The organism is Histidinibacterium aquaticum (assembly GCF_008710275.1).
GTDB lineage: Bacteria > Pseudomonadota > Alphaproteobacteria > Rhodobacterales > Rhodobacteraceae > Oceanicola > Oceanicola aquaticus.
Genome location: NZ_VYQE01000006.1, coordinates 219480 through 244125, shown reverse-complemented (window position 1 = coordinate 244125; position 24646 = coordinate 219480). Strand labels below are relative to the sequence as shown.

Genomic DNA, 24646 nt, shown 5'->3' with positions numbered 1-24646 from the left:
GAAAGGGGCGAGCTTGGCCATCTGCTCGTCGCTCAGCCAGAAAAGATCGCTCATGTCACCGCTCCGTTTTCAGAGCCGTGAATCACGCCGTACAGCGACGATCAATGGATCCTGACCCTAGGCCGCTTCGGACATGGTGGGTGCGATCACGTGGGAGATTAGACTCTCCCATTTACCCAACGTCTTCGACGGTATCGCCCTGCAATCCTGCTCCAAAAGGCGCGACTTGGCCCGCAGCGCGAGGTCCCTCCGCCAGTCCGGGCGCATCGAAATACCCTGAGCGACGGCCCAAGCTTCCACCTGCTGCGTGAAGGGCACACCGCGCTTCACGACATCGACGAAGAGACGATCAGGGCGGCGTTCGATCCGGTCCACGAGCGGGGCCAGAAAATCGGTGCCGAAGAGATCCTCGACCCGTGCACCGCGGAGCCCGGTGATCTCCTCGAAGGTGATTGAGCGATTACAAGCGCTGGCGACAGCGGACTCTCTGTTCGTGTCGCCTCGGCAGATCGACTTGCTGTCAACGACAGTGGCTGGCGGGGCTGATGCATCTCCCGCGATCAGTTGCACCATGGTCTGGATGATCTCCGGTGCTGCTGACGGAGCGAAGACCACGTCTCGGGAAGGCCGCAGGCGGCCCTCGCGAATGAGAATGGTCTTGATGGCCGAAAGGTAGATCTGTTCGGTTGTGCTTCTGACGAGGACTGGCGTCGAACCGAGGAGCATGGCGTCCGCGACGGCGACACTGAGGGCCGCCCGCACAGCAAAGCTTGCGCCGCGCTTTGTGTCGGTTCCCTCGTCACGGCCGAGATCCCCCGACACACGCGTCGAGCCGTCGCGGTCGACAAAGACCTTTCGAGCGCGCTCCAGCCGATCCGCACCGACGAGGAACGGCGAATGCGTCGTGTAGATGATCTGGTTTTTCGCTGCGAGCCCTTCGAAAAAAAGCGACAGATCGCGTTGCGCGAGCGGGTGAAGCGAGTGACCCGGCTCGTCGAGCAGCAGGATGGCGTTCCGATGAGCGCCCTGGCTTTCGTGCAGGAAGACCAGGAAGAAGCTCAGGAACCACTGCAGGCCCGTCGATCGGTTCTCGAGCTCGACCTCCTGGGGCCGGCGTGCGTCCGCGACCCATATCCTGAAATGGTTGCCGTCAGCCTCGAACCGGAACCGGTAATCCCCCTGTTTCCACCACTCGCCGAAATTCTCTGTCAGCTTCGTGCTAGCCGATTGGAGCAGGATGGATCGCGTGCGCTTCGCTTCGGCGATCTCCTGCAGGATCGAGGCATCGGGCTCTGGTGTCCGGGAGCGGTCCAGCCACTTTCGCAGGGCGCCGGTCTTGCCCTCGCGGGCTGCGGCGTCCGCTGCCGCTTGCTCCTGGATGTCCCGAAAATCGCGGCCGAGCTGCAGGATCTCCGAGGCCTCGAGGCCCACGAAGCCGAACAGAACGCGCAACGTGCGGGCCTTCGACGCCTCCTTGGCGCCGAGGTCGGACCGCTCCATGTTCTCGACGACGTGCGGCAGGTAGATCTCGGAATCGAGATTGCCGTAGTTCGAATAGTAGACGAATACCGGCATCCGCGAGAGCACGAAGGAGCGCACCGCGTCGATCTGGCCGGGATCGGGAGCCAGCAGCCGTGCCATGCGCCCGCCGAGTTTCTTGCGAAGCGTGTCGAGTTCCTCCGCGAGAAACGGGTCCACAGTATCCGAAGCTTGCGGAGCCTCGCCGGCCGCTTCCTTGGCGGGCTCGTCCGTTGCGACCTCTTGCGCCTCTTCCGGCAACAGCGCGCCGACACGGTTCCGCATGCGGATCAGGTCGTTCGCGGTCAGCGGTTCCGAGCCAGCGAGTTCGGCCTGCAGGTCCCCGAGCACGTCCAAGGCCTCTCTCAGGCGGTCGCCATCGGCAGAGCCGATCGATCGGAGACGCGCCAGGGTGGCCTCCACCTCCGCAAGGACCTCCGCGCGGTCATCCGTCTCGCGGGGCCTGTGAAGGGGGAAGCTGACAAGGTGGCTTCCGTCATAGCTTCGGCTGACCGAGACGACCTCGGCCGCCTCCCTGGGAACATGTGCAAGACCCGCGAGCTCTTCAGACGCCGCGCCGGTCTCAAATTCGGCGGTGATGAAGTGAAAGGCTTCGGGCGCCTTCCGGATCGTGCCGAAGAGCGCCTTGGGGAAGTCGGAAATCGGATCGATCTCTCCGTCGCCCGCGGGGTTCAGCTTCCAGAGCGGCAGAAGAAGGTTCGTCTTGCCGGACTCGTTGACGCCAATCAGAGCCGTTACATCGTCGAGTGTCATGTAGCCGGAATCGGTGACAGATCTGAAGTTCGTGACGCGGTACCGACGCAACCTGAACTCCCGGCGGCCTTCACGCTCGGCCTTGTCTGCTTCATTGACGGCCAGAGCCGGCGCGAAAACCTTCGATTGATGCATAATTCCTCTCTCCCAGTTCGTGTGACATGCCGATCCGACGCAGGCGGCGTCCGGGCTCGATCTGTCCCTTCTAGGCCCGCCCTTGATTGAAGAACGCGCGAGGGGGCGTTTTCATCCCGCGTCGCGGGCGGGACTGGCGGATGTATCAGTGGAGATCGGGGGGCAGAGACGCCAGAGGCGAACTCTCTGACGTCGAGATCCGAGGGGCGATGGCGCGGGCCAGATTCGCCTGGAGCCGAGCGGTCTGACGGTTCGCCGGGGAGGGCGTGTCGAGCGCTTCGAGCGCCCGAATGAGCATGTCCTTCTGACGCCACAATTCGTCGAACCGCGTCCGGGCCGCATGGCTGAACGTGAGCTCCGTCTCGACCGCGGAGGCGTCGTCCGGGCCGAGTTCGCCGTCGATGTAGAAGTCAATCTCGCAATGATGGGTCTGCATCATGCTTGCAGCCTTGAACCGGTTTCGTCGTTCTTGCCTTTGGAGCCATTGCTGCCAGCACCGCCGAATGTCGATCCGTTGCCTGGCCGTTCCCGACCTGCGGACGCCGGATCAGACGGCCAGGCGCTGGGCGCCAGTCTCATCGGCCTCGAGCGTCGGTGCCATCGGCACCTCGCGCAGCTGAGGGGGCGCGTCCCCGGAGAGGTCGTCCGGGGCGCCGAACGATCCATAGAGCTCACTGCGCAGGTGCGGAATCTCGACCTCGATGAGCTCATTGAGTTTTTCTCGGTCCGCCCAGGCCAATGCCGTGAAAGTCTCCAGCCCGCATCTCTGAGCGACCTCGCGCGCATGGGGTTTCACCTCGGCCCAGAGGGCGCGCAGGTCCATATCGCGGTCGCGCATGAGCAATTCTCTTTCGTGGATCCGCTCGAATGCCTCGTCCATCCGGTCGATACGCTTGCTTTTCTCGCGGGGCAGAACGGCCTTCTCGACGACGAGGGCGAGAAGGGCGAAAACCGCGAGGAGACCGGGAAGCGCGATCAGAAGGCCGGCCATGGCAGCCGTCACGCAGGCGGCCGCGAGCAACATCAACTGTGCCGTCCTCCACTGCATCTGTACTCGGCGGAATCCTCGCGCCAAATTATTGATGACGAAGGCGTGCAGGCGTAGGCGCTCTGCAAAGGACTGCATCTGCGTGATGAGATTGTCCAACCGGCGCGCGGGCGCATTTTGCAGCTCGTCGACGAGGCTTTCGCGCGCCTCATCAAAGTCCTGCAACGGCAGCCTCGACCCGGAATTGCCGACGATCGGAACATAAGTGTTGTAGATCAGCGGAAGATCCTTGCGCAGCGTAATCTTGCCGAGGTTCCAGCACAGCGCACCGTAGGCGCGGGCGAAGTCGTGCAGGTTCTGGAACTGGTCCATCTTGTTGAGGACGATCAGCAGCTTGTGGTCGATGCCGCTGAGAGAGTCCCGGAACACTTGCAGGGTCTCACCCGTGGTTCCCGGTTTGTCGGGATCAAAAAATACGACCACAAGATCGGCGCGTTCGGCGAACCAACGCACCGCACCGGGAAAGTCGTAACCTCGTCCCCCCTCCGGCTTGGCCTCGTCGATCATTCCCGGACTGTCGATGAGCGTCACCGAATGCAGAAGGTCGACCGGCCGCTGCTTCAGCCGGATGTGACTGACAAGCTGGTCCCCGAAATGCCGCAACCCTTCGTAGGGAAGGTCGGGATTGCTCACAACGGCCGGGCCGTCCCTGTCCGCCCGATCGTCTCCCCAGGTAATTATAGTGAAGCTGTCGTCGGTGGGCGCGACGCCGGTCTTTTGCACGTCTGATCCCAGAAGGTAATTTATGAACGTTGACTTGCCCGACGAATGGTTCCCAAGCAGCAGGACCTGCGGCGGCCGGCGAAGTTCTCCGATTGTCGGTGGCCTGCGAAACATAAACTGCTGGGAAATCGGATCGAGCGGATCGTCGTAGAAGTCACGGATCGTGTCGGCGAAATCCTCGGTGGCGTGCTGCACGAGAGTGTTCCTTATCTTTCCTTTGGCAGTCGATGTTAGAGCTGGCAGACCGGCTGGAACCAGATCGAGACGAGGAGGGATAACACGGGCCGGCGAGCGGTCTGCTCTCCGAACCTGCATGCGGCGTCGGGGCGTCCGACTCCTCCGGCCCGGATCTGCGGCCGCGCTTGGTCCCTTGGTCAGGCCGCCTTCGTGTTGGCAGGAAGGTCCGCCCCCGTGTCGTCCGAGACGGCCGGTGTGACCGTTTGGGCCCTCCGTTCGGACGCCTCGAGGATCTCGATGATCTCGTCGCCGATCCGGCGCTGCTCGGCGGCCCGGTCCATCAGATCCGACACGAAGTCGTAGAGCTCCTGCCGATGTGACCCTATCAGCTGCAGCTGCCGATCGGAGAGCCGGTCTAGTGCTCCCATGATCCCGCCGATGTCGCGGGTCATTTGACGTTCCTCGAAGCGGGCGCGCACGTCGGCGATGCGCTCTTCGAAGGTGGGTCGCAGCCGGGCGGGTATGACGGCGCGAATGAGACGGGTGAGCATTGACGTGTCCTCCTGTGACTTGATTTGCAATTCAGATGGCCAGGACGCTGACCGCTTCTTCCAGCTGCAGGATGGCGCGTTTCATGTAGAAACCCTGCAAAGCCAGGTGGTTGGCGAAGATCGACCTGTCGCGATCGCCATTCAGAACGATGATCGGGCTGAGCTGCGAGCCCTGGCGCAGGCTGTCCAGAGCCTGCCCCCAGACCGTCGACAGGTTCCGCTCGCGGATGATCGGTTCGAAGTCCTCGCCGAGCGCGGCGAGGGTCACGTAGTAGCCGTAGAGCATCCCCTTGTTCTGGTAGAAGACGTCGTCGGCGGTCCGGCTGAAGATCCACCAGCCGGACCGTTGGGCCCGCTCCAGTTGCGCGGTCTGCGATCCGAGATCGGCCGCGATCCTCGAGAGGGCGCCGGCCAGCGTGTCCGCGCGCCGTTCGAACACGGCGTCCCCAGCCGAGAGGCGCGCGTTATAGCGCTCGAGCGCCTCCAGCCCTTGCCGGTACTGGGTCTCCGACGGCACCGTCGGCAGGATGGAACTTGAGGGCTCCCATACCCAGATGTCGGGCGGAAACTGCAGAAAGCCGGTAGCCCGCTCGAGGTCGGGGTCGGCGCTCGAGGATCCGCGCGTGCGGGCGATCTGGTCCAGAAGCTCGAAGCTGAAGCGGCCCACCGCCTTGGTGATGCCGGACTGGTAGTTTGGCATGTTATCGAGCACCGCGGAGGGCGCGAAGAATGGATCGTTCGGCGTCCACCCGTTGGCGTTGACCTCGCGGTCGATCAGGGAGGCGGCCGTGGCAACGGCCGCGCTTGCGTTCTCCGGGACGTTCGCCGCGCGAAACTCCGGATTGTCGTCGATCTCGTGGGTGAGGGGCGCGAGTACGGTGAAATTTGCTATCACCGCCACGATTGCGGTCGCGGTAGTCAGTTTCAGCAGGCGGCGGCTGAGGCCACGTTGCTTCGGCCGGTCCTTTTCCGAGGCGGCCCGGCCGTATCCGCTGTTCTTCGACAGATGGCCGGCAGGTTCGTCGGGATTTGCGATCGTGATGGTCACTGGTTCGGTTTCCCCGTTGTTCACGAGGATTACGCTCCGAGGGGCGGTTTCATCCGCTCAAGCCCGGGATCGGTGGTCACGAAACTTTTTCAGTCAGCGAAGGATGAAGTCGGCGCTCCGCGCGTATGTCTTTTCAAAGGAAAGGGAGATACCATGGAAGCACGCGCGCAGCTCGAGCGCCGATTGTCGGAATACGTAACCAGCCTGCGGCGCTATGCGCTCGTCCTGACACGTGACCGCGACGCGGCCGAGGATCTGGTGCAGGAGACGTTGACCAAGGCCATCGCTGCCGCCGACAGCTGGCAGCCGGGGTCCGATATGCGGGTCTGGCTGTTTCGCATCCTGCACAACACCCATGTCAGCGACAGGCGGCGCGCCAGGGTGCGCGAGGACGCGAAGCTGATGATCCCTGAGCCGGTGGAGGACACCGACCCCACCCGGCGCATCGAGTTGCAGCAAGTGCTCGACGCGCTCGAACAACTTCCCGAAGCCCAGCGTCTGCCCATCGTGCTCGTCGCCTTAAAGGAGATGAGCTACGCCGAGGCTGCGCGGACACTAGATGTGCCGCTCGGCACCTTTTACAGCCGTCTCGGACGCGGGCGAGAAGCCCTGCGGAAGATCGTGGGCGGGATGAAGACGACCAAGCTGAAGCTGGTCGTGTAAGGAGAGACCCGATGAGACCTTCCGACACACTCGATGTGAACGCCTATCTCGACGGCGAACTTGGACCGGAAGAAGCCGCCCAGATTGAAGCACGCCTCGAGGACGACCCGGAGGCCTTGGCGCAGCTGGAGACGTTTGCTCGTCAGAAGGACGACGTCGCCTATGCCCTCGCTTCTATCTCGGCGAAAACGCCGCCGAACCTGAAGACCGCGCGCCTCGAGCGCCGTCTGGCTAATGCGCTCTACAACCGGACCCGGCCCGATCGCGGCACCGTTCTCGCGCCTGTCCTTCGCGGCGCCGTCCAGCTTGCGGCCGCCTGCGCCTTTGTGGCGGTCGGCTGGTGGGGTCACGCGAACTGGACCCCGCCGACGCAGGGTGTGCCCGAATACGTTTCGGAAGCGGTCGGCGCACACCAGGTCTTTGCCGAGGACCTCGATCGGCCGGCAGAGTTCACCCCAGCCTCGATCGACAGCGCGACGGAATGGTTCTCGACGAAGATCGGCGTCCCGGTCGCGGCGCCGGATCTGGGCCGCTACGAGCTGACGCTGGTTGGTGCCCGGCTCCTGGGGACGAAGGAAGGACCCCTGGCGCAGTTCATCTACGAGGGCGACGGGGGCGCACGATACTCCCTGACGCTGGCGCGCCACCCCGATGACCGACCGCTCTCGCCGCTGCAGGTGGTGGATTATCCGGGCCGTTCCGTCGGTTACTGGAGCACGCCGAACCTCGATTTCGCGCTTGTCGGCAGCTCCGACCGACCGGAATTGCAGGATATCGTGACAACTCTCGCCTCCAATATCTGATTCATTGCCAGAATACGTAGTGGACCGAACCGCCCGGCGATCCGCCGGGCGGCTTTTTCGTGGCAGGCCGGATGAAATGAGGACCTGCGACGTTTTTCTGACATGAGTGCGGTGTCAGGGCGATGGGGCCTTTGCCGCCAGCAACAGGAGACAAGGATGACCCGCCTGATTCACCCCGACCAACGCGTTCTGGCTGCCACGATTGTCGTCGGTGCCGTCGCCGTTCTGCTGCCTTTCGTCGTATCGCTGACGCCCGAAAAGGCCATCGCCGCCCACCTGATGGGCCTAATGATCGCCGCCATCGCCGCCAAGTCGATCTGGCGACCCGGCGACGGTGACGGCTTGCTGCTGTCCGGCGCGGGTGCCCTGGCGGTGATCGTGCCCGTCTTCGCCTGGCAGATGCCCGCGGGCGGCGCGTGGGCCCTTCCGGTCATCGGCGCGTTCGCGTTCGCGGCGGGGCTGAGACATTCTTCGATGCCCGCCGGGACCCGTCACGATGCTCCGGAGACCGGCGCTGCCGCTGCTGAACGCTGATCTGCCTGCACCGCGGGACTGTCTGCTCACTGCCTTATCGAATGTCCCGCGACTTTGGGCCGGTTTCGACCGGCCCATTTTTCGTTTCGGCCGCGGATGAATCCGTAGGCTGAGACGTAATTGAAACGAAAGGGCAGGGACGCAGGAACCTGCCGCACAAAGGTCTCTACCGAGGCCGGGGATCCGGGCCCCTCTGGCAACCGACGGCAGCCGGTTGCGATGTCGGAACCTTTCATCAGCGCCAGACGACGCTGCCGGGGGAGTTTCGATGAACGCTCGTCGCGAATTTGCCGTGGACCCAGCCGCCCAGTCTGGGCCGGACCAGGCAGTGCCCTCCGTCAAGAGGACCGATACCGGCCGGCTCCGGGGCGCACTTCTGACGACGGGGGCGCTGGCCGGAACGTGGGCCGCGCTGCATTGGGCGGAGCCTGCGAGTTGGGTCATCGGCGCCCCGACGGCCCTTCTCGGCGGTGTGGCGACGATGCTGCTGCCGGCGTCGAAACCGCCGCGGCTGTCCATCTCGGGGGCCGTGCAGTTCGCGGCCTTCGGCGCCTGGGGCATCCTGCGCGGCGCGCTCGACGTCAGCCGTCGCAGCCTTCGGCCGGCAAGTCTTCATCCGGGCCTCCTGCGCTACCGGACCACACTTCCGGACGGACGACCCCGACGTCTCTTCGCGCTCTCGATCACGTTGATGCCGGGCACGCTGACGGCCTCCCTCGAGGGGGACCTGTTGGTCGTCCACGCGCTTGATGCCGGCGGCGACGCTCGGTCCGAGCTGGCCGCCCTGGAGCGTCGCATCGCCGACCTGTTCGACCTGTATGCCATGAAGGACGTGACATGATCCTGGATTCCTTCGCCGTCGCGGCACTGATCGCGACACTGCTGACACTTCCCCGGCTCCTCGTCGGTCCCTCCGCCGCTGACCGCATCGCCGCGGCGCAGCTTGCCGGAACCGGTGTGATCTCGACGCTGGTTCTTATGGGGGCGGCAACCTCCACATCCTCGTTCTATTCCATCGCTCTGGTCTTCGCGGGCTTGGCGGCGGTGACCGGCATCGCCTTCGTCGCCCTGGGGGCAGCCAAGTCATGACCAATCTCCTGATGGTGCCCGGTCTTGTTCTGATCGCCGCGGGGCTCTGGTTTCTCCTCATCGCAGCCCTCGGCCTGTGGCAATTCCCCGATCTCATGTCGCGCCTGCACGCGCTGACCAAGGCCGATACCGCGGGGGTCGCGCTGGTGGCCCTCGGTGCCACGTGCCTGACGGCCTCGCTGTCTGATGCCGTTGTCCTGCTGCTCTGCGTACTGCTCGTTGCGGTGAGCGGTGCAACCACGGGGCATCTCATCGCCCGCGCACGATTGAAGGACACCGAGACGTGACGGCCGTGTTCGACATCTTGCTAGCCATCGGAATTCTCGGGTGTGCGGCCGCTGCACTGGCCGTCCGCGAGCGGACGGCGGCAATCGCTGCATTCATGGTCGCCGGGCTCCTCGTTGCGCTGTCCTGGGTCAGGCTGGGAGCGCCCGATGTCGCGTTGGCCGAGGCCGCGATCGGCGCCGGCCTGACCGGGGCGCTCCTGCTGCGCAGTGCCCGGCGGCTTGGCCCCGTCCGCCCTCGGTCGGTCGGCTGGCCCGTGCTCGGGAGCGCGGCCATCTTGTCAGCCGCCCTCGCGGCGACCCTAGCCTGGGCCGTCGCGAGCTCCCGAGGGATCAGCTCCTATCAGTCGCTCGTCGCCGAGCGTCTGAGCGAGAGTGGCGTGACCAACCCCGTCACGGCCGTACTGCTCAACTTTCGGGCCTGGGATACCCTTCTCGAGATCGCCGTCCTGAGCGTCGCGCTGATGCTCGTCGCCTCGGTCGGCACGGCACGCATCCGCTTCGACCGCCTGGGCGAGATGATGCTGCCCTGCGCGCGGATCGTCGTGCCTTTGCTGGTCCTGGTTTCTGGTCACCTGCTCTGGCTGGGGTCAAGCGATCCGGGCGGCGCCTTCCAGGCGGGGGCGGTACTCGCAGGTGCCGGGCTCGTCCTCGTCATGTCCGGTCACGTGCCGACCGCGGGACGCGCGGTAGATATCGCCCGCGTTGTGGGGCTCTCGGGACTTGCAATTTTCGTGATCGCGGCCTCGGCCGCACAAGTTCTGACGGGCGGCTTCCTGCAATTCCCGCCCGACGTGGCGAAGGCCTGGATCATCGCGATCGAGGCAGGACTCACGCTCTCGATCGCCGCGACGCTCGTCCTTCTCTTCCTCGGACTTTCTCGGCATTCTCGATCATGACACCTGATCTCGTCTATCTCGCGACAGGCGCCGGGCTCGGCGCGCTCGCTCTCTGGCGGCTGACGACCTCGTCGGACCCGTTGCGTCGGGTTTTGGCCCTCAACGTCCTGGCGGTCGGGATCGCGATGATCCTGCTGGCGGCCGCTCACGGCCCCGGCGGGGCCGACGCGGTGCCCCAAGCCTTCGTGCTTACGGGGATCGTCGTCCTCGTCGCCGTGACCGCGGCTTTGCTGGCGCTCGCGGAAACGTTGGGGCCGCGCGGTGACTGAGACCCTCGTCCTCCTATCCCTGCCGTTCCTTGCCGCCCTAGCGGCGGCCCTGCATGCGCGCCTGTCGGCGCCCATCGGCATTGGCGCGACGGCCCTGAACGCCGCTGCAGCAGTTCTCATCGCCGGCGGCGTCCTGCGCGAGGGACCGGCGACCACCGCGATCGGCGGCTGGTCCTCGCCTCTCGGCATTCCGTTGGTCGTCGACGGTCTTGCCGTGGTCATGCTGCTCATGACCGCCTTCGTGGGGCTCGGGGTGGCCGTTCACGCGATGGGGCGGTCGCCTATGGACGCCGGGCCGGCCAGGCTCGCCCAAACCCGGCGCTGGTTCTGGCCACTCTGGCTGATGACGCTGGGTGCGATGAACGCGCTCTTCCTTTCGGGGGACCTTTTCAACCTCTACGTCGCTTTCGAGATCCTCGGACTCACAGCCGTCGGGCTCACGGCGCTCTCGGGCAGCCGCTCCGCGACCGCGGCCGCCTTCGACTACCTGATCGCCGGGCTCGTGGGCAGTCTCATGGTCCTGCTGGGCATCGCGATCGCCTATGCCGCCGTCGGACAGGTGGATCTCGACATCATTCCATCTTTGGTCGCGACGATGCAGGGCCGCATCGCCCTGGCGCTGATCGTTGCCGGACTGGCCATCAAAGGAGCGCTCTTTCCGCTCCATTTCTGGATGCCGGCGGCCCATTCCAGTGCGGTCCCCTCGGCGAGCGCGCTGCTGTCCGCACTGGTGGTCAAGACCGCTCTCTACGTCCTGCTGCGTGTCTCGCTTGAAGGCGGAGCGGACGCCGCGCCGTTACGAGCCCTTCTTGGCGCGGCAGGGGCGGGGGCGATGTTCTGGGGGGGCTGGAACGCCCTGCGCGCCGAAAGGCTGAAGTTGCTCGTCGCTCACTCGACGGTCGCGCAGATCGGTCTGATCGCCGTGGCGATCGGTGTCGCGGGCGACGGCATGCTCTGGAAGGCCGCCGTGCTGCTGATCCTGTCGCACGCGCTGGCCAAGGCCGCGATGTTCCTCGCCGCAGGCCGGATCGCGGAAGAGCTGGGGCACGACAGGATCTCGGGCCTGAACAGGGAAGATCTGCGGCCCGGCGCTGCGGAGTTCGCCTTCGCGATCGCCGCGATCAGCCTTGTGGGGCTGCCGCCGACCGCGGGGTTCATCGGGAAGTGGATCCTCATGGAGGGCCTCATCGATGACGGCGCCTGGTTGTGGGTCGGACTGATCCTGATCGGCACCGTCCTCTCCGCCGCCTACCTGGCACGCGTCGTGTCGCGCTGCCTGCGTGGTGGGCCGCATGTCGCGCCCGGCGCGCGACGACCCGAGTGGCGCTCAGGCGACGCCGCCGCGCTCGGCCTCGCGACCGGCGCGCTTGCGCTCGGCCTCGCCTCTTCCATCCCCGTTGCCCTTCTGGAGCTGACACCCGCATGAACGAGCTTCTGCCGCTCGCCATCCTGGCCACCTCACTGGGGATCGCCCCTGTGATCCTGGCGATGCCCGATCACTGGAGCCGGTGCCGCACCTGGGTGAACCTGACGGCTGCTGCCATCAAGGTCGCGCTCGTCGCCTGGATTTCCATCGCAGTCGCGAATGGCGGGGAATTCTCCGTGTCGCTCACGATCGCGCCGGGCCTGACGCTTGCTCTCCAGGCTGACGCGCTCGCGGTCCTCTTCCTGGCACTCTCGGCGGTCCTGTGGTTCCTGACGACCATCTATGCCGTCGGCTACCTCGAGGGCGGAACCGACCGAAGCAGGTTCTTCGGCTTCTTCAGCCTGTGCGTCGCCTCGACGGTCGGGATCGCGATGGCGGCGAACCTCTTCACCTTCCTGGTGTTCTTCGAGCTGCTGACGCTGGCGACGTGGCCGCTGGTCGTCCATCGTGGCTCCGCCGAGGCGCACAGGGCAGGGCGGGTCTATCTCACCTATACCCTCGGCGGCGGGCTCGCCCTCACGCTCGGAACCGTTTGGCTGTATTCGCTTGCCGGTGACGTTCCGTTCATGCCGCGCGGGGTCCTGGGCGAGCTGCCCCAAACACACCCGCTGGCGCTGTCCGTTATCTTCGCGCTTCTCATCGCGGGGGTCGGCGTGAAGGCGGCGCTCGTTCCGCTTCATGGTTGGCTGCCGATCTCGATGGTCGCCCCGGCCCCCGTTAGCGCGCTTCTGCACGCGGTCGCGGTCGTGAAGGCCGGCGCGTTCGGCATCATGCGGGTAGTCTACGACGTCTACGGCGTGGAGACCGTGCAGGTCCTGGGCCTCGCGGCGCCGCTCGCCGCGCTCGCGGCTTTCACGATCCTCTGGGGCTCGATCCGGGCCTTGACGCAGGACGACCTGAAGAAGCGGCTCGCCTATTCGACGGTGAGCCAGGTCAGCTACATCACGCTCGGCGTGGCGCTCATCTCTCCGGTCGCCGCCATCGGCGGGCTCGCGCACCTGATCCATCAGGGGATCATGAAGATCACGCTCTTTCTCGCGGCAGGCAATTTCGCCGAGGGCCGCGGGGTCAAGAATATTCGCGCGATGAATGGTTTGGGACGGATGATGCCCGGCGCAACCCTCGCGTTCACAGTCGGATCTCTCGGCATGATCGGCATCCCGCCACTCGCCGGGTTCGTGAGCAAGTGGTACCTCGGCGCGGGCGCCCTCGACGCGAACCTGCCCGCAGTGATCGCGCTACTGGCTGGCTCAAGCCTGCTGAACGCAGCATACTTTTTACCGATCCTCTATCGAGTTTGGTTCTTGCAGCCGGAAGAAGAGCTTCCGGAGAAGCGACGGATCGGCTGGATGCTCGCAGTCCCTCCAGCCGCTACGGCGACGCTCGTGCTCGTCGCCGGTCTGTTGGCCAACGCTCCGTTTAGCCCCCTCGGCTGGACCCGCTTCATCGTTTCGCTGGAGTACCTATGATTGATGTCCCGCTATGGATCGCGACGGCGGCACCTTTGGCCTTGCTGCTTGCATTCCTCGCGCCTCCTCTTCGTCCGGCAGCTCGAGCGTTGATTGCCGTCGTGCCATTGCCGGCCCTTGCGGTGGCGCTGGCTGATCCGGCCCCGGAGCCCGTCTTTTTGGATTGGCTGCTGCTGGGGACGGTGTTCACACTGACCGATACGGCCAGTGTCTTTCTGGCCCTCACGGCGCTGCTATGGGCGTTGGCTGGTTGGCAGGCGATGCGTCTGTTGGCAATGGACCCCGCGATCGACCGGCTTGCGGCGTTCTTCCTACTGGCCATGACCGGAAACATCGGCCTCCTGACCGCAGGCGACGTCATCACATTCTATGCCTTCTTCACGATGATGAGCCTCGCCTCCTGGGGACTCATCCTTCACGGCGGGGGGGCGGCCCAAGTCTTCGCTGGCCGAGTCTACATTGTGTTTGCGATCGCGGGCGAGATCGCGCTTTTCGCCGGACTTTCGGTCGCCAGCTTCGCCGTCGAGGACACTTCGATGGAAGCCATACGCTCACCAGAGGTGCCGACTGCCGCCCTTTGGCTCATGACCGGGGGCCTCCTGGTCAAACTGGGCGCTGTTCCGCTGCACCTCTGGCTACCGCTCGCTCACGCAGCGGCGCCTGCGCCGGCAAGCGCGGTGCTCTCAGGGTCGATGCTGAAGGCGGGCCTTTTCGGTCTGATTGCTTTTCTTCCACTTGGGCTCGAGCCGTTGCCTGCGCTAGCCGCTGCGCTTGCGGCAATGGCACTTTCTGGCATCGTTCTGGCTCCTGTGCTCGGGTTCGTGCAGGGGGACGCTAAGGCGGTTCTAGCCTATTCCAGTATCGGGCAGATGAGCCTCATGGCACTTGGGCTCGCGGCGGCACTGGCCACGCCAGGAGCCTGGCCAGCGCTGTCGGTGGCGATCATCCTGCTGGCGGCAAATCACGGGTTCGCCAAGGCGGCGCTGTTTCTCGGCGTCCCGGCGGTCTGGGCGAGCGCAACGACCGTGACGCGGATCGTCGTCCTGTCGCTCTTGGCGCTGCCGGCCCTCGCACTGGCCGGGCTGCCCGCGACCAGTGGTTTCATTGCGAAGGACACATTGAAATCCGCCCTTGGTGGCGCGGCGGACGGATGGGGTGTCTGGCTGGGGGCGGCCCTTTTCATAGCGAGTCTCGGGACCGCCCTCCTGATGGCGCGGGCACTCTATCTGCTAGCGCGGGCCGGGGCCCGACCCGCGACGCCTCGCGACGTCCTGCTCCCCTGGCTCGGAATGCTCGGGCTGGTCATCGTCGGCCTTGCCATAGTTCCAGCGGACGTACCCGAGCAGTCCACGCCCACGCTGGCCGACGTCGTTCCGATCGGCATCGCAATCGTGGCGACGCTCGCCGGGCTGGCTGCGGCGCGCTATGGACGCTGGCAACTCCTCCCCGCTCGGCCTGGAGAGATCCTGGGTCTGCTAGAGCAGGCCGCACGACCCGAGCCGCTCCTCGCGCTTCGACCTCCACCCCGACGCGGGCGCGCCCTCACCATTCGCAGGCGGCCGATGCGACCTAGACGGCCAGAATACGGCGCCCTCGCCATGCTGTCGATGGCCGCGGTGCTCGCACTCGGCATGGCGTGGTCGGCGCCGACCCCGCAGACGGTTTCCGCCTTGGATGCGAGGAACGCTGCGACCGTAAAAGAGCCGATTAGATGAGATCGTCCGGTTTCCGTTTCCTGATGCGGTCATGAACACCGAACCTGTACGCTCGTCTCTCCTTGAGAGCCCGATTGGCCGTCGCTACTCTCGGCGGCCACAACCCTCGGTAAACTGCAACTGCTCAGCGCGAGAGCTCCAGGCCTGAAATGAAGACGCCGACCGATCCAACCCGAATGTCCGTCCCCGCCCAGGTCGACGCGTTGATGCCTCACGAGATGGCGCAACTGGCTGAGCGGACTGGCGTGAAGAAGGCTGAGCAGGACTGGCATCGCCTTCTGGCGCTGAGCGCCCTCGCCGGCGCTTTCGTGGCCTTCGGTGCGACCTTCGCGGCGGCGGTAACCGCGGGTGCGGACGGCGCGCCGGAAGGCCTCGTTCTGCTGGCGGGCGGTCTTGCCTTCACGCTCGCCTATGTGCTGGCGATCGTTGGAGGCGCGGAGCTCTTCACGACGAACAATCTGATGGTCATGGCCTGGGCGCATGGACGGCTTCCGCTGCGCCGTCTCTTCCGGGCGTGGGGGATCGTATTCGTCGGCAATTTCATCGGAGCGGCCGGCATGGCGGCGCTGCTCATTCTTTCAGAGCGGCACGAGGAGGTATCCGGGGGCCTTGGAGGCAAGCTGCTCTCGACCGCCCATCAGATCAACGATCTCGGCGCGCTCGAGGCCCTTCTACTCGGGATACTGGGCAACAGTCTGCTCTGCCTCGGCGTCTGGCTCACCTACAGCGCCCGGTCTACGGTCGACCGCATCCTCGCCCTGACCCCGCCTGTCGCGGCCTTTTACGTGCTCGGCCTGGAACATGCGATCGCCGTGATGTTTTACCTGCCGTGCGCGACCATGATTAGCCTGTTCGCGGACGCGCAGTTCTGGGCCGTGACAGACTACCAGCCGCTATGGGTTTCGCCATTCGATTTCCTGCGCGTCCTGGTACCCGTCACGATCGGCAACGTTCTGGGTGGAGGGGCGCTGGTCGCCCTCATCTACTGGTTCGTCTACCTTCAGCCGGCACGCAACTGATGTCGGGTGCCAGTGATTTCGGAGGTTGCATTCATCCGACTTTCTGTCCCGGCTTGAGGCCATGACCGAAGCCCTGCAAGGGTATATGTTCTACGAGATCGCCGCGCTTCTGGTTCTCGCGGCAGGCTTGGGGTTCGTGGGCCTTCTGCTGCGGCAGCCACTCATCGTCAGCTTCATCGCGGTAGGAATTCTCGCAGGGCCGTCCGCCCTCGATATCGCCCGTTCCGACGAACAGATTGAACTCCTGGCCGAGCTCGGCATAGCGGTTCTGCTGTTCCTCGTGGGGCTCAAGCTGGACTTCAAGCTCGTGCGAACGCTCGGCCCGGTCGCTCTGACCACCGGGTTGGGGCAGGTCCTGTTCACGACCGTCTTCGGCTTCCTGATCGCCCTCGGACTGGGTCTCGCACCGCTGACGGCCTTCTATGTTGCCGTGGCGCTGACGTTCTCCTCGACGATCATCATCGTGAAGCTGCTCTCGGACAAGCGCGAGGTGGATTCACTCCATGGCCGCATCGCGCTCGGATTCCTGATCGTGCAGGACGTGGTCGTCGTTCTCGCCATGATCGTCCTCTCGGCGCTGGGGGTTGGCGCGGGAACCGACGACGCGGCCTTGGGTGCGATACTCCAGGTCCTCTTCTACGGCGCCGTGACCCTGGCTGCGGTAGCGCTCTTTGTCCGGTTTGTCGCAGACCCCCTCGTCGAGCGCCTCGCCCGAGCGCCGGAGCTGTTGGTGTCATTCGCGATCGGCTGGGCCGCGCTACTTGCGGCGGTCGGGCACTATTTGGGCTTCGGCAAGGAACTGGGCGGTCTCCTGGCCGGCATCTCTCTTGCCTCGACCGCCTTCCGTGAGGCGATCGCCGCCCGACTGACGTCGCTTCGAGACTTTTTGCTGCTGTTCTTCTTTATTGCACTCGGCGCGTCGCTCGATCTCTCGGTCCTTGGCGCAAGCATAGTCCCGGCCTTGGTGCTTTCGGTCTTCGTTCTGGTCGGCAACCCCCTTATCGTGCTCGCGATCATGGGGGCGATGGGATATCGTAAGCGCACGGCGTTCCTCGCGGGGCTGACGGTCGCCCAGATCAGTGAGTTCTCCCTGATCTTCATGGCGATGGGTGTCTCGGTGGGACATGTCTCCGAAGAGGCCCTGGGTCTCGTGACGCTGGTGGGCCTGGTGACCATCGCAGCGTCGACCTACATGATCACTTTTTCGCACCAGCTATACGATCGCCTCGAGCCACTCCTCGGCGTGTTCGAGCGGCGCCGCGTGAGCAATGCCCCCGACGACATGAGCCTGAGCGGTGCCGCGCCAGACGTCGTTCTCTTCGGTCTCGGTCGCTACGGGCTCGGAATCGCACTGGAATTGAGGGCCGCAGGTCAGAAGGTGCTCGGTGTCGATTTCAATCCCGAGGCATTGAGGCAGGCGCGGAAGCTGGGCTTTGACACCGTATTCGGCGACGCCAATGATCCGGAATTCGTATTGCATCTTCCGCTTTCGACGACCCGCTGGGTCGTCTCTGCGGTGCCCGAGCATGATACTGGTCTTACCCACACCGATCCTCGCCGCGGACTGATCGGCGCCGTGCGGGATGCGGGCTACCAGGCCGGGATCGCCGTGACGGCCCAACGCGAGGCGGCGGCACCGGCCCTGAAGGACGCGGGCGCCGACATCGTGCTGACGCCTTATTCGGACGCCGCCAGCGCGGCGGCCCGCATGATCCTAACCGGTCGACAGGACAGGGGATCGCCAGTCCAAGATCCCCTCGGACAGAAGGAGTTCGCGACGTGACGCAGGAACTCGACGGGACACCAGGATATCGAAACATTCTGGTGGTCTGCGCGATGACAGGAGAAGACAGGTTGCTTCTCGAAGCCGCCGCGGCGCTGGCGGACCGGGACGGAGCCGCGCTGACTGTCCTTCTCCCCGTCACGATCCCTCCGGACCTCGGTGAGTTGGTGCGGGAGGCGGAGATCACCGCGGACGAGATCCTTTCGCGACTGGCCGAGGAACGGCGCAATGCTCTGGCCGACCACGTCGCCCGAACGCTACCCGGCCGCGACCCGGAGCGAGTGGTTCGCGTGGGCAAGCCCTTCATTGAGATCATCAAGGAAGTTCTCTCCGGGGAGACCGATCTTGTCGTGAAGACTGCCGAACCGATCGTTCCTGGCCGGTTTTTCCAGCTCGCGAGTACGGACCAGCATCTACTCCGAAAGTGCCCCTGTCCGGTCTGGTTGAGGCGTCCGGATACTCCAATCAGCCTGAAACATGTCGTCGCTGCGGTGGATGTCGATGACACGGGTGTCGGGGAACCCGAGACACTGCGGGATCTGAACCTCCGCGTACTGGATCAGGCGGATAGACTGGCCGCGGGCTCGGGGGCGCACGTTACAGCGATCCATGCCTGGGACGCGATGGGAGAAGGGCTGGTGAACCTCTGGGCCACCGGTCGAGATGCCCACCGCCGCGCCACAGACTACGTCAGGCAGGTCGAAGCGACGCGACGCCGCGCTCTCGAGGAACTGGTCTCCGGTCATCCCGTGGCCACGCGGGCGGTGCCGCAGCTGGTCCGCGGTCCGGCGAGCCGGGCCATCTCAGAGACTGTCGCGACGGAGGGAGCAGACACCCTGGTTATTGGGACCGTTGCTCGCACCGGCCTCGCTGGCATCATCATTGGAAACACCGCCGAGGACATCCTCAACAGGGTTGACTGTTCGATCCTCGCCGTGAAACCAAAGGGTTTTGTGAGCCCGATCGCTGAGACGCGCAGTTCCTACGCCTGAGCTCGGCTATGGTTTGGTGCGCTACTGGGAATCGGTTCGGTCCCACGTTCGCAGCCGAGGTCAGAAGGCGCTGAATCCAGGCATTGAAGACAAGCAGGAGGGGATGGGATCTCGACGAGGTCTTTGCGAAGCTCAACTCCAAGACGCACTACGTCTGGCGGCGCATTATGAGAAGGAGGTGCTTGAGAGTGTGGTCACTTGGCGACGCGATCGAGCCGCCGTACTGAAGTTCCTGAAGAAGCTGATTAAACGGTCTGGAACAGCCGACGAAATCGTCACGGACAGGCTCCGCTCCTACCGGGCCGCGATGAGGGGGCTGAGGGTCAGTGGCCACCGGGACGAGGGGCGCTGGATCATCTCGGCCCTCTGGGCTTCGGTTCTGAACCACTGACAGGTTGGTCCTTCCGCCTCAACAGCAAGCGGTCCCGCGATGCGGAGCTAGACCCTGGGCGGGGTCCCTGCGGCGCCTGATCTTACACGATCCAGGCCGGGAGACACCCTATAGACCGTCTCTTGCCGCACCCTCCGGGTCCGCGACGATCTTCAGGGGTCATGCCTGATGAAGCGCGACTGGCTTGGGCGATCAGGCTTCAGTTGTCCATCTTCATCAAAGTCTTGATCCGCATTGAACGGGACCGCCGAGCGGGTTCCAAATGCTTCGATGAGCTTGGGTTGTGAAGTGAGAACCTCGTCCAACCGCGCGATCATATCCTTCTGGCGCTGGCCAGAATGATAACCATGGACGCCATGGACAATCTCGGGTTCGAGGACGGTGAAGCCCATGTATCGAAGGGCATATGCAAAGGGCCACAGTAACATTCGGATGTCGCCCTCCTTGCCGTTGTAAGCGCTTTCGGAGGCCCGAGAGCCGGTCGTCACACAGAACAGGGCCTTCTTCCCGACGAAATGTCCGGTATCGAACCGGTTCCCCACGTCGTGGACCGCGCCGTGGGACATCACTCTGTCTAGCCATCCCTTCAGCACGGCCGGTGGTGAAAACCACCAGATGGGGAAGTGGAAGATGACCCGATCAGCTCGCCGCAGTCTTTCGATCTCCGAAACGACATCAGGCGGAAGAACGTCTCGCTCCGCAGCGGCCTCCTGTACCACGAGGGGGTCGAAATTCGACCTGTTGTCGAAGGTTGGGTAGTGGCGCGGAGCCTCAACCGGATCGAAGCCCATTTGGACAAGATCCGAAAACAGGACAGTATCTCCTGCGGCCAGACAAGCTTGTCGCGTCGCCTCGGCCCAGGCGCCGTTGAACGACCTAGGCTCCGGGTGAGCGAGTACGATGAGCGTCGTCGTCATATGGGGGTCTTCAGAAAAGGAGCAGTGACGGACCACGTTATTGGTCCGCGGACGGACAGAGCGCTACCGCAGCCGCGCCTCCGTCTCGGCGTCGAAGAGGTAGATTTGCTCGGCGTCGTAGTGCAGGGCGACCTCTGTTCCCTCGGGGATCGTTTCGTCCGGCTGCGTCTCTACCACGATCCGGGCGCCTTGGCCGTCGACGAGATAGTCGTACGCGACACTGCCAAGACGCTCGCGGATATCGAGACGAAGCGGGGAGGGGCCTTGAGAGACCGAGAGATGTTGGGGTCTGACGCCCACGAGGACCCGAGTCCCCTCGCTCGGCAGGTCGACGTTTGCACCGATAGGATCTTCGCCAAGGAGGGGCGCATGAACCTGTCCGTTTTTGACGTGGCCGTCGATGAAGTTCATGGCGGGAGAGCCGATGAATCCCGCGACGAACCGATTGTTCGGATTGGCATAGAGCTCCATGGGGCTGCCGATTTGCTCGATGTGCCCCGCCCGGAGCACCACGATCTTGTCGGCAAGCGTCATCGCCTCGACCTGGTCGTGCGTGACATAAATCATCGTCGCGCCGATGTCCTTGTGCAGCCGCGCAATCTCGACCCGCATGTCCACCCGGAGTTCCGCGTCGAGATTCGACAGCGGTTCGTCAAAAAGAAAGACCTCCGGCCCCCGGACGATTGCACGCCCAATCGCAACACGCTGACGCTGGCCCCCCGACAGCGCCTTGGGCTTTCGGTCCAGAAGGTTCTCGAGTTGAAGGATCCGTGCCGCCTCGTTGACTTTCTCGTGTATTTCGCTCTTGGGATGGCCTGTCATCCGCAAGCCGAAGCCCATGTTTTCGGCCACGCTCATATGAGGGTAGAGCGCATAGGTCTGAAAGACCATGGCGACTTGCCGGTCGGCGGCATCGACATGCGTAACGTCCCTGCTGCCGATAGAGATCTTGCCCTCGGTCGTCTCTTCAAGCCCCGCGATCATCCGCAGCAACGTGGACTTGCCACAACCCGACGGGCCGACAAAGACGCAGAACTCGCCTTCGCCTATCTCGAGGTCCACTCCGTGTATGACCTCCGCGTCGCCGTACTTCTTGACGACCTTTTCAAGCGCCACTCCGCTCATCTCGCTCCTCCTCGAGCCGTGTGTCAGCCGGGAAACTGCCAGTCAGCAGCATCCTCGGCGATCATTTCCGCGGTCTCGCGCAGCAATGGTGCGAGTGTCGCGAGGTCCTCAAGCGGCCGTCGGGCCGTCGAGGTGGTCACAGAAAGACCGCCCAGCACGCGACCGGTGGGCGACAAAATCGGGGCGGCGACGCAAACGATACCGGGCTCATGTTCCTCGCGATCGAAAGCGATCCCCTCTTCGCGGACCTTCGCGAGCTCAATTTCTAGCTCTTCGGCGGAGGTGATCGTCTGTGCCGTATGCGGGTGGAACGCCTGAAGTTGGAGCGCAGCGCAACGTTCTCTGTCGGGGAGGTGGGCAAGCATGGCCTTTCCGACCCCTGTGCAGTACCCGGGCCCGACCTTTCCGGCTTCGGAGAACATGGGCAGAGGGTGGCGCGCATTGCGCTTCTCCACATAGAGAACCTGCCCGCGATCAAGCTGAGCGAGATGAATCGTTTCTCCGACTTTCCCAGAGAGCGCATCGAGGTGGGGGCGGGCGATCGGGGCAAGCGAACTCTTTCGCCAGGCTGAATGCGCAAGCTGCACGAGGCGCAGACCGGGCGTGTAGCTTCCCGTCTCGGGCTCGACATGGAGCATTCCTTGTTTCACGAGCGTTTGAAGTAGGCGGTAAAGGGTGCCCTTGGGCCAGGGCGACAGCGGCAACAGTTCGCTAAACCGCACCGGACGGTCCTGCGCACAGACCAGGTCGAGCGCGTCGAGCGCCTTGCCTACCGTTCCTTCGCTTCGTCCCGTCCTGAGGTGATCGTCCATCGCCGTTCTCCTCCCGCCCAAAGGGTTCACCTGCGGGTGTTGACAGAGTTACCGCGATGCGAGCTATTGTTTCAATAGTTGGACATACGTTTCCAGATAATGGAACCAGCACCCAATGAACTCAGGGAGGAAGTCAAATGCAAATGACCAAACGGACGGCTGCGGCAGTGGTCGCCATCTCGAGCGCCGTGGCGATGCCGGCGGCTGCGCAGGAGAATGGGAATGGGTCGGACCTTTCCGGGACGCTCACGATCTTCTCGGACATGTCCAACCCGGCGCCCCGCGCCGTCATGGAAGATATGGCCGCGCGGTTCGACGAGATGCATCCCAATCTCGATGTCGAAGTGACGATTATCGACCGAGAGGCCTACAAGACCCAGATCCGGAACTTCCTGTCAGCTGATCCGCCGGACGTGGCTAACTGGTACGCGGCCAACCGGATGCGCCCCTATGTCGACGCGGGGCTTTTCGAGGATGTCTCCGACCTGTGGGACGAACCGGAAATCCAAGAGAATCTGGCTTCGACCGAAGGGGCTTTGACGCTCGACGGCAAGCAATGGGGCGTGCCTTACACCTACTACCAGTGGGGAGTTTATTACCGCGAGGACATCTATGAGGAACTCGGTCTCGAAGAACCGCAGGATTGGGAGACGCTCAAGTCCAACTGTCAGGCGCTGATCGATTCCGGGCGCAAGTGCTTCGCCATCGGAACCAAGTTCCTTTGGACGGCTGCCGGATGGTTCGACTATATCAACCTCCGGACTCACGGCTATGATTTCCACATGCAGCTGACTGCAGGGGAGATTCCGTGGACCGATGACCGTGTGCGCGAGACTTTCGCAAACTGGCGGGAGCTCATCAACATGGGGGCCTACATCGACAACCATCAGTCCTACAGCTGGCAGGAAGCGCTGCCCTTCATGGTGAACGGCGATGCAGCGGCTTACCTCATGGGCAACTTCGCCGTCGCGCCAATGCGAGAAGCCGGACTGACGGACGATCAGCTCGACTTCTACCAGTTCCCAGCGATCAACCCTGACGTGGAAATGGCCGAGGAAGCTCCTACGGATACCTTCCACATTCCTTCAGGAGCGGACAACAAGGAGGCGGCACGCGAATTCCTCCGTTTCGTCGTCTCTGCCGAGAACCAGACGCGGATCAATGCGGCCGATGGACTGGGGCAGCTTCCGGTGAACTCCGCGGCTTCGGTCGGCGATGACGAGATGCTCCAGGAGGGTTTCGAGCTCCTGTCTTCGGGGGCTCCTGGCGGACTTGCGCAGTTTTTCGATCGTGACGCGCCCGCCGAAATGGCCTCGGTCGCGATGGAGGGGTTCCAGGAGTTCATGGTCTTCCCCGACAACCTCGACGACATCCTGCAGCGGCTGGAACAGGCGAGGCAGCGGATCTACTGAGCTCCACCCCGACCGGCCGGCGCTGTCAGCGCCGGTCGGATCGCAGAAAAGCCCCCGGGCCATTTCGATATACGGCGCGGGGCCACACCTGCCGGAGAGACTGCGATGACGACGGCCACGTTGCCTGACACCCATGCAGACGAGGGCGGTCCCGGCTGGGTCAGACGCAATCGGATGCGGTTGGCACCCCTGATGTTTCTCGCGCCCGGCGTCCTCTTCTTCCTCGTTTACGTGATCTTCCCAGTCCTCGAAAGCTTCCAGATCTCCTTCTATCGGTGGGACGGTTTGGGCGCGCGGGAGTTCATTGGTCTTGAGAACTATCGCGAGTTGTCGACGGACCCGGCCTTCGAGGTGTCGCTCGTCAATAATCTCAAGTGGTTATTGCTCTATCTCCTCGCGATCCCGGGCGGCCTCTTCATCGCGCTGTTTCTCAATCAGACGGTGACTGGGATCCGAATCTACAAGTCGCTCTTCTTCTTTCCGTTCGTGATTTCGCAGGTCGTCGTCGGTCTCGTATTCACATGGTTTTACGATCCGACCTTTGGTTTGCTTAACGTCACCCTGGAGGCGATCGGTCTCGGACCAGTGAATGTACTCGGCGATCCTCGGCTTGCGACCTACGGCATTATCGCCGCCGGCCTCTGGCCGCAGATCGCCTACTGCATGATCCTCTATCTCACCGGGCTCAATGCGGTGGACCCTGAGCAGGTCGAAGCCGCCCGGCTGGACGGGGCAAAGCGGTGGCGCATGCTATGGTTCGTGATCCTGCCGCAGCTGCGCCCAGCGACATTCATCGCCTTCGTCGTGACTATCATTGGCGCGTTGCGCTCGTTCGACCTGATCTCGATTATGACGAATGGTGGGCCGTTCGGCTCCACCCGAGTTCTCTCGTTCTACATGTTCGAGAAGGCACTGTCGGAATATGGCTTCCGCATGGGATACGGCGCTGCGATTGCTGTCGTTCTCTTCATGATCATGCTGCTCTTCATTGGCTACTTCCTCTGGTCGATGTGGCGCCAGGAGCGGATGCCGTGAAGACGATCTTCTTTGAAGCCATAGTATTCCGTTTT

The 24646-nt window shown here is 64.0% G+C and carries 25 protein-coding genes; 17 read left to right on the top strand and 8 right to left on the bottom strand.

All coding sequences use genetic code 11. The annotated features are described in order from the left end of the window. Positions 1–117: 117 nt before the first annotated feature. The 5 genes from F3S47_RS17880 to F3S47_RS17860 all read right to left on the bottom strand — a co-directional run bounded on the left by F3S47_RS17880 (position 118) and on the right by F3S47_RS17860 (position 5974). The gene (locus F3S47_RS17880; protein ID WP_150446672.1) at positions 118–2427 is read right to left on the bottom strand and encodes an ATP-dependent nuclease; all 2310 of its coding nucleotides are present in this window, start codon (positions 2425–2427) and stop codon (positions 118–120) included. Positions 2428–2572: 145 nt separating this feature from the next. Further along, the gene (locus F3S47_RS17875) at positions 2573–2866 is read right to left on the bottom strand and encodes an anti-sigma factor family protein (protein WP_150446671.1); all 294 of its coding nucleotides are present in this window, start codon (positions 2864–2866) and stop codon (positions 2573–2575) included. Between the two features lie 108 nt (positions 2867–2974). Next, complete coding sequence (locus F3S47_RS17870; protein ID WP_223877876.1) at positions 2975–4393, bottom strand: dynamin family protein; 1419 nt, start codon at positions 4391–4393, stop codon at positions 2975–2977. Positions 4394–4572: 179 nt separating this feature from the next. Further along, the gene (locus tag F3S47_RS17865) at positions 4573–4926 is read right to left on the bottom strand and encodes a hypothetical protein (RefSeq protein ID WP_150446670.1); all 354 of its coding nucleotides are present in this window, start codon (positions 4924–4926) and stop codon (positions 4573–4575) included. A gap of 31 nt (positions 4927–4957) precedes the next feature. Further along, the gene (locus F3S47_RS17860; RefSeq protein WP_223877875.1) at positions 4958–5974 is read right to left on the bottom strand and encodes a DUF2333 family protein; all 1017 of its coding nucleotides are present in this window, start codon (positions 5972–5974) and stop codon (positions 4958–4960) included. A gap of 153 nt (positions 5975–6127) precedes the next feature. Here F3S47_RS17860 and F3S47_RS17855 point away from each other — a divergent pair, with 153 nt between their 5' ends. From F3S47_RS17855 to F3S47_RS17785, 15 genes are all read left to right on the top strand, one after another. Continuing rightward, the gene (locus F3S47_RS17855; protein WP_150446669.1) at positions 6128–6637 is read left to right on the top strand and encodes a sigma-70 family RNA polymerase sigma factor; all 510 of its coding nucleotides are present in this window, start codon (positions 6128–6130) and stop codon (positions 6635–6637) included. Between the two features lie 11 nt (positions 6638–6648). Beyond that, complete coding sequence (locus F3S47_RS17850) at positions 6649–7440, top strand: anti-sigma factor family protein (protein WP_150446668.1); 792 nt, start codon at positions 6649–6651, stop codon at positions 7438–7440. 156 nt (positions 7441–7596) lie between these two features. Further along, positions 7597–7974 carry a hypothetical protein gene (locus tag F3S47_RS17845; protein ID WP_150446667.1) on the top strand — a complete coding sequence of 126 codons (378 nt, stop codon included), beginning with the start codon at positions 7597–7599 and terminating at the stop codon, positions 7972–7974. A gap of 268 nt (positions 7975–8242) precedes the next feature. Further along, a complete protein-coding gene (locus F3S47_RS17840; RefSeq protein ID WP_150446666.1) occupies positions 8243–8815 on the top strand; it encodes a Na+/H+ antiporter subunit E in 573 nt (190 codons plus the stop codon). Continuing rightward, positions 8812–9063, top strand: coding sequence for a monovalent cation/H+ antiporter complex subunit F (locus F3S47_RS17835; RefSeq protein WP_150446665.1), 252 nt, complete (start codon positions 8812–8814; stop codon positions 9061–9063). Before F3S47_RS17840 ends, F3S47_RS17835 begins: the two co-directional genes overlap by 4 nt. After that, the gene (locus F3S47_RS17830; protein ID WP_150446664.1) at positions 9060–9350 is read left to right on the top strand and encodes a cation:proton antiporter; all 291 of its coding nucleotides are present in this window, start codon (positions 9060–9062) and stop codon (positions 9348–9350) included. The genes F3S47_RS17835 and F3S47_RS17830 overlap by 4 nt, the downstream gene beginning before the upstream one ends. After that, positions 9347–10246 (top strand): hydrogen gas-evolving membrane-bound hydrogenase subunit E, encoded by a 900-nt coding sequence (gene mbhE / locus F3S47_RS17825; RefSeq protein ID WP_150446663.1) that lies wholly within the window; start codon positions 9347–9349, stop codon positions 10244–10246. The genes F3S47_RS17830 and mbhE overlap by 4 nt, the downstream gene beginning before the upstream one ends. Next, on the top strand, positions 10243–10515 hold the full coding sequence (locus tag F3S47_RS17820; RefSeq protein ID WP_150446662.1) for an NADH-quinone oxidoreductase subunit K: 273 nt from the start codon (positions 10243–10245) through the stop codon (positions 10513–10515). The genes mbhE and F3S47_RS17820 overlap by 4 nt, the downstream gene beginning before the upstream one ends. After that, a complete protein-coding gene (locus F3S47_RS17815; protein ID WP_150446661.1) occupies positions 10508–11941 on the top strand; it encodes a complex I subunit 5 family protein in 1434 nt (477 codons plus the stop codon). The genes F3S47_RS17820 and F3S47_RS17815 overlap by 8 nt, the downstream gene beginning before the upstream one ends. Beyond that, positions 11938–13410 carry a complex I subunit 5 family protein gene (locus F3S47_RS17810; protein ID WP_150446660.1) on the top strand — a complete coding sequence of 491 codons (1473 nt, stop codon included), beginning with the start codon at positions 11938–11940 and terminating at the stop codon, positions 13408–13410. The genes F3S47_RS17815 and F3S47_RS17810 overlap by 4 nt, the downstream gene beginning before the upstream one ends. After that, positions 13407–15125 carry a proton-conducting transporter transmembrane domain-containing protein gene (locus F3S47_RS17805; RefSeq protein WP_150446659.1) on the top strand — a complete coding sequence of 573 codons (1719 nt, stop codon included), beginning with the start codon at positions 13407–13409 and terminating at the stop codon, positions 15123–15125. The genes F3S47_RS17810 and F3S47_RS17805 overlap by 4 nt, the downstream gene beginning before the upstream one ends. A 149-nt stretch (positions 15126–15274) precedes the next feature. After that, positions 15275–16144: a formate/nitrite transporter family protein gene (locus F3S47_RS17800; protein WP_223877874.1), complete on the top strand. Its 870-nt coding sequence runs from the start codon at positions 15275–15277 to the stop codon at positions 16142–16144. A gap of 61 nt (positions 16145–16205) precedes the next feature. After that, entirely contained in the window at positions 16206–17927 is a 1722-nt protein-coding gene (locus F3S47_RS17795; RefSeq protein WP_150446658.1) for a cation:proton antiporter, read from the top strand. Then, positions 17924–18919: a universal stress protein gene (locus F3S47_RS17790; protein ID WP_150446657.1), complete on the top strand. Its 996-nt coding sequence runs from the start codon at positions 17924–17926 to the stop codon at positions 18917–18919. Before F3S47_RS17795 ends, F3S47_RS17790 begins: the two co-directional genes overlap by 4 nt. A gap of 103 nt (positions 18920–19022) precedes the next feature. Beyond that, complete coding sequence (locus tag F3S47_RS17785; RefSeq protein WP_150446656.1) at positions 19023–19310, top strand: DDE-type integrase/transposase/recombinase; 288 nt, start codon at positions 19023–19025, stop codon at positions 19308–19310. Between the two features lie 152 nt (positions 19311–19462). Here the strand turns inward: F3S47_RS17785 and F3S47_RS17780 are convergent, their stop codons facing one another. The 3 genes from F3S47_RS17780 to F3S47_RS17770 form a co-directional block, all read right to left on the bottom strand. Then, entirely contained in the window at positions 19463–20227 is a 765-nt protein-coding gene (locus tag F3S47_RS17780; protein ID WP_150446655.1) for an NAD(P)H-dependent oxidoreductase, read from the bottom strand. A 63-nt stretch (positions 20228–20290) separates the two neighbouring features. Next, positions 20291–21352: an ABC transporter ATP-binding protein gene (locus F3S47_RS17775; RefSeq protein WP_150446654.1), complete on the bottom strand. Its 1062-nt coding sequence runs from the start codon at positions 21350–21352 to the stop codon at positions 20291–20293. A gap of 23 nt (positions 21353–21375) precedes the next feature. Next, complete coding sequence (locus F3S47_RS17770) at positions 21376–22164, bottom strand: IclR family transcriptional regulator (protein ID WP_150446653.1); 789 nt, start codon at positions 22162–22164, stop codon at positions 21376–21378. Positions 22165–22358: 194 nt separating this feature from the next. On the opposite strand from F3S47_RS17770, the gene F3S47_RS17765 reads away from it, so the two are divergent. Continuing rightward, positions 22359–23576 carry an ABC transporter substrate-binding protein gene (locus F3S47_RS17765; RefSeq protein WP_396280131.1) on the top strand — a complete coding sequence of 406 codons (1218 nt, stop codon included), beginning with the start codon at positions 22359–22361 and terminating at the stop codon, positions 23574–23576. Positions 23577–23681: 105 nt separating this feature from the next. Continuing rightward, entirely contained in the window at positions 23682–24611 is a 930-nt protein-coding gene (locus F3S47_RS17760) for a carbohydrate ABC transporter permease (protein ID WP_150446651.1), read from the top strand. Positions 24612–24646: the final 35 nt, after the last annotated feature.

Coding starts and splice junctions, on each gene's coding strand:
- F3S47_RS17875 (WP_150446671.1), bottom strand. CDS start 2,866: ATGATGCAGACCCATCATTGCGAGATTGACTTCTACATCGACGGCGAA.
- F3S47_RS17800 (WP_223877874.1), top strand. CDS start 15,275: ATGAAGACGCCGACCGATCCAACCCGAATGTCCGTCCCCGCCCAGGTC.
- F3S47_RS17840 (WP_150446666.1), top strand. CDS start 8,243: ATGAACGCTCGTCGCGAATTTGCCGTGGACCCAGCCGCCCAGTCTGGG.
- F3S47_RS17780 (WP_150446655.1), bottom strand. CDS start 20,227: ATGACGACGACGCTCATCGTACTCGCTCACCCGGAGCCTAGGTCGTTC.
- F3S47_RS17820 (WP_150446662.1), top strand. CDS start 10,243: ATGACACCTGATCTCGTCTATCTCGCGACAGGCGCCGGGCTCGGCGCG.
- F3S47_RS17835 (WP_150446665.1), top strand. CDS start 8,812: ATGATCCTGGATTCCTTCGCCGTCGCGGCACTGATCGCGACACTGCTG.
- F3S47_RS17830 (WP_150446664.1), top strand. CDS start 9,060: ATGACCAATCTCCTGATGGTGCCCGGTCTTGTTCTGATCGCCGCGGGG.
- F3S47_RS17770 (WP_150446653.1), bottom strand. CDS start 22,164: ATGGACGATCACCTCAGGACGGGACGAAGCGAAGGAACGGTAGGCAAG.
- F3S47_RS17805 (WP_150446659.1), top strand. CDS start 13,407: ATGATTGATGTCCCGCTATGGATCGCGACGGCGGCACCTTTGGCCTTG.
- F3S47_RS17760 (WP_150446651.1), top strand. CDS start 23,682: ATGACGACGGCCACGTTGCCTGACACCCATGCAGACGAGGGCGGTCCC.
- F3S47_RS17855 (WP_150446669.1), top strand. CDS start 6,128: ATGGAAGCACGCGCGCAGCTCGAGCGCCGATTGTCGGAATACGTAACC.
- F3S47_RS17810 (WP_150446660.1), top strand. CDS start 11,938: ATGAACGAGCTTCTGCCGCTCGCCATCCTGGCCACCTCACTGGGGATC.
- F3S47_RS17795 (WP_150446658.1), top strand. CDS start 16,206: ATGACCGAAGCCCTGCAAGGGTATATGTTCTACGAGATCGCCGCGCTT.
- F3S47_RS17865 (WP_150446670.1), bottom strand. CDS start 4,926: ATGCTCACCCGTCTCATTCGCGCCGTCATACCCGCCCGGCTGCGACCC.
- F3S47_RS17880 (WP_150446672.1), bottom strand. CDS start 2,427: ATGCATCAATCGAAGGTTTTCGCGCCGGCTCTGGCCGTCAATGAAGCA.
- F3S47_RS17765 (WP_396280131.1), top strand. CDS start 22,359: ATGCCGGCGGCTGCGCAGGAGAATGGGAATGGGTCGGACCTTTCCGGG.
- F3S47_RS17785 (WP_150446656.1), top strand. CDS start 19,023: ATGGGATCTCGACGAGGTCTTTGCGAAGCTCAACTCCAAGACGCACTA.
- F3S47_RS17775 (WP_150446654.1), bottom strand. CDS start 21,352: ATGAGCGGAGTGGCGCTTGAAAAGGTCGTCAAGAAGTACGGCGACGCG.
- F3S47_RS17845 (WP_150446667.1), top strand. CDS start 7,597: ATGACCCGCCTGATTCACCCCGACCAACGCGTTCTGGCTGCCACGATT.
- F3S47_RS17850 (WP_150446668.1), top strand. CDS start 6,649: ATGAGACCTTCCGACACACTCGATGTGAACGCCTATCTCGACGGCGAA.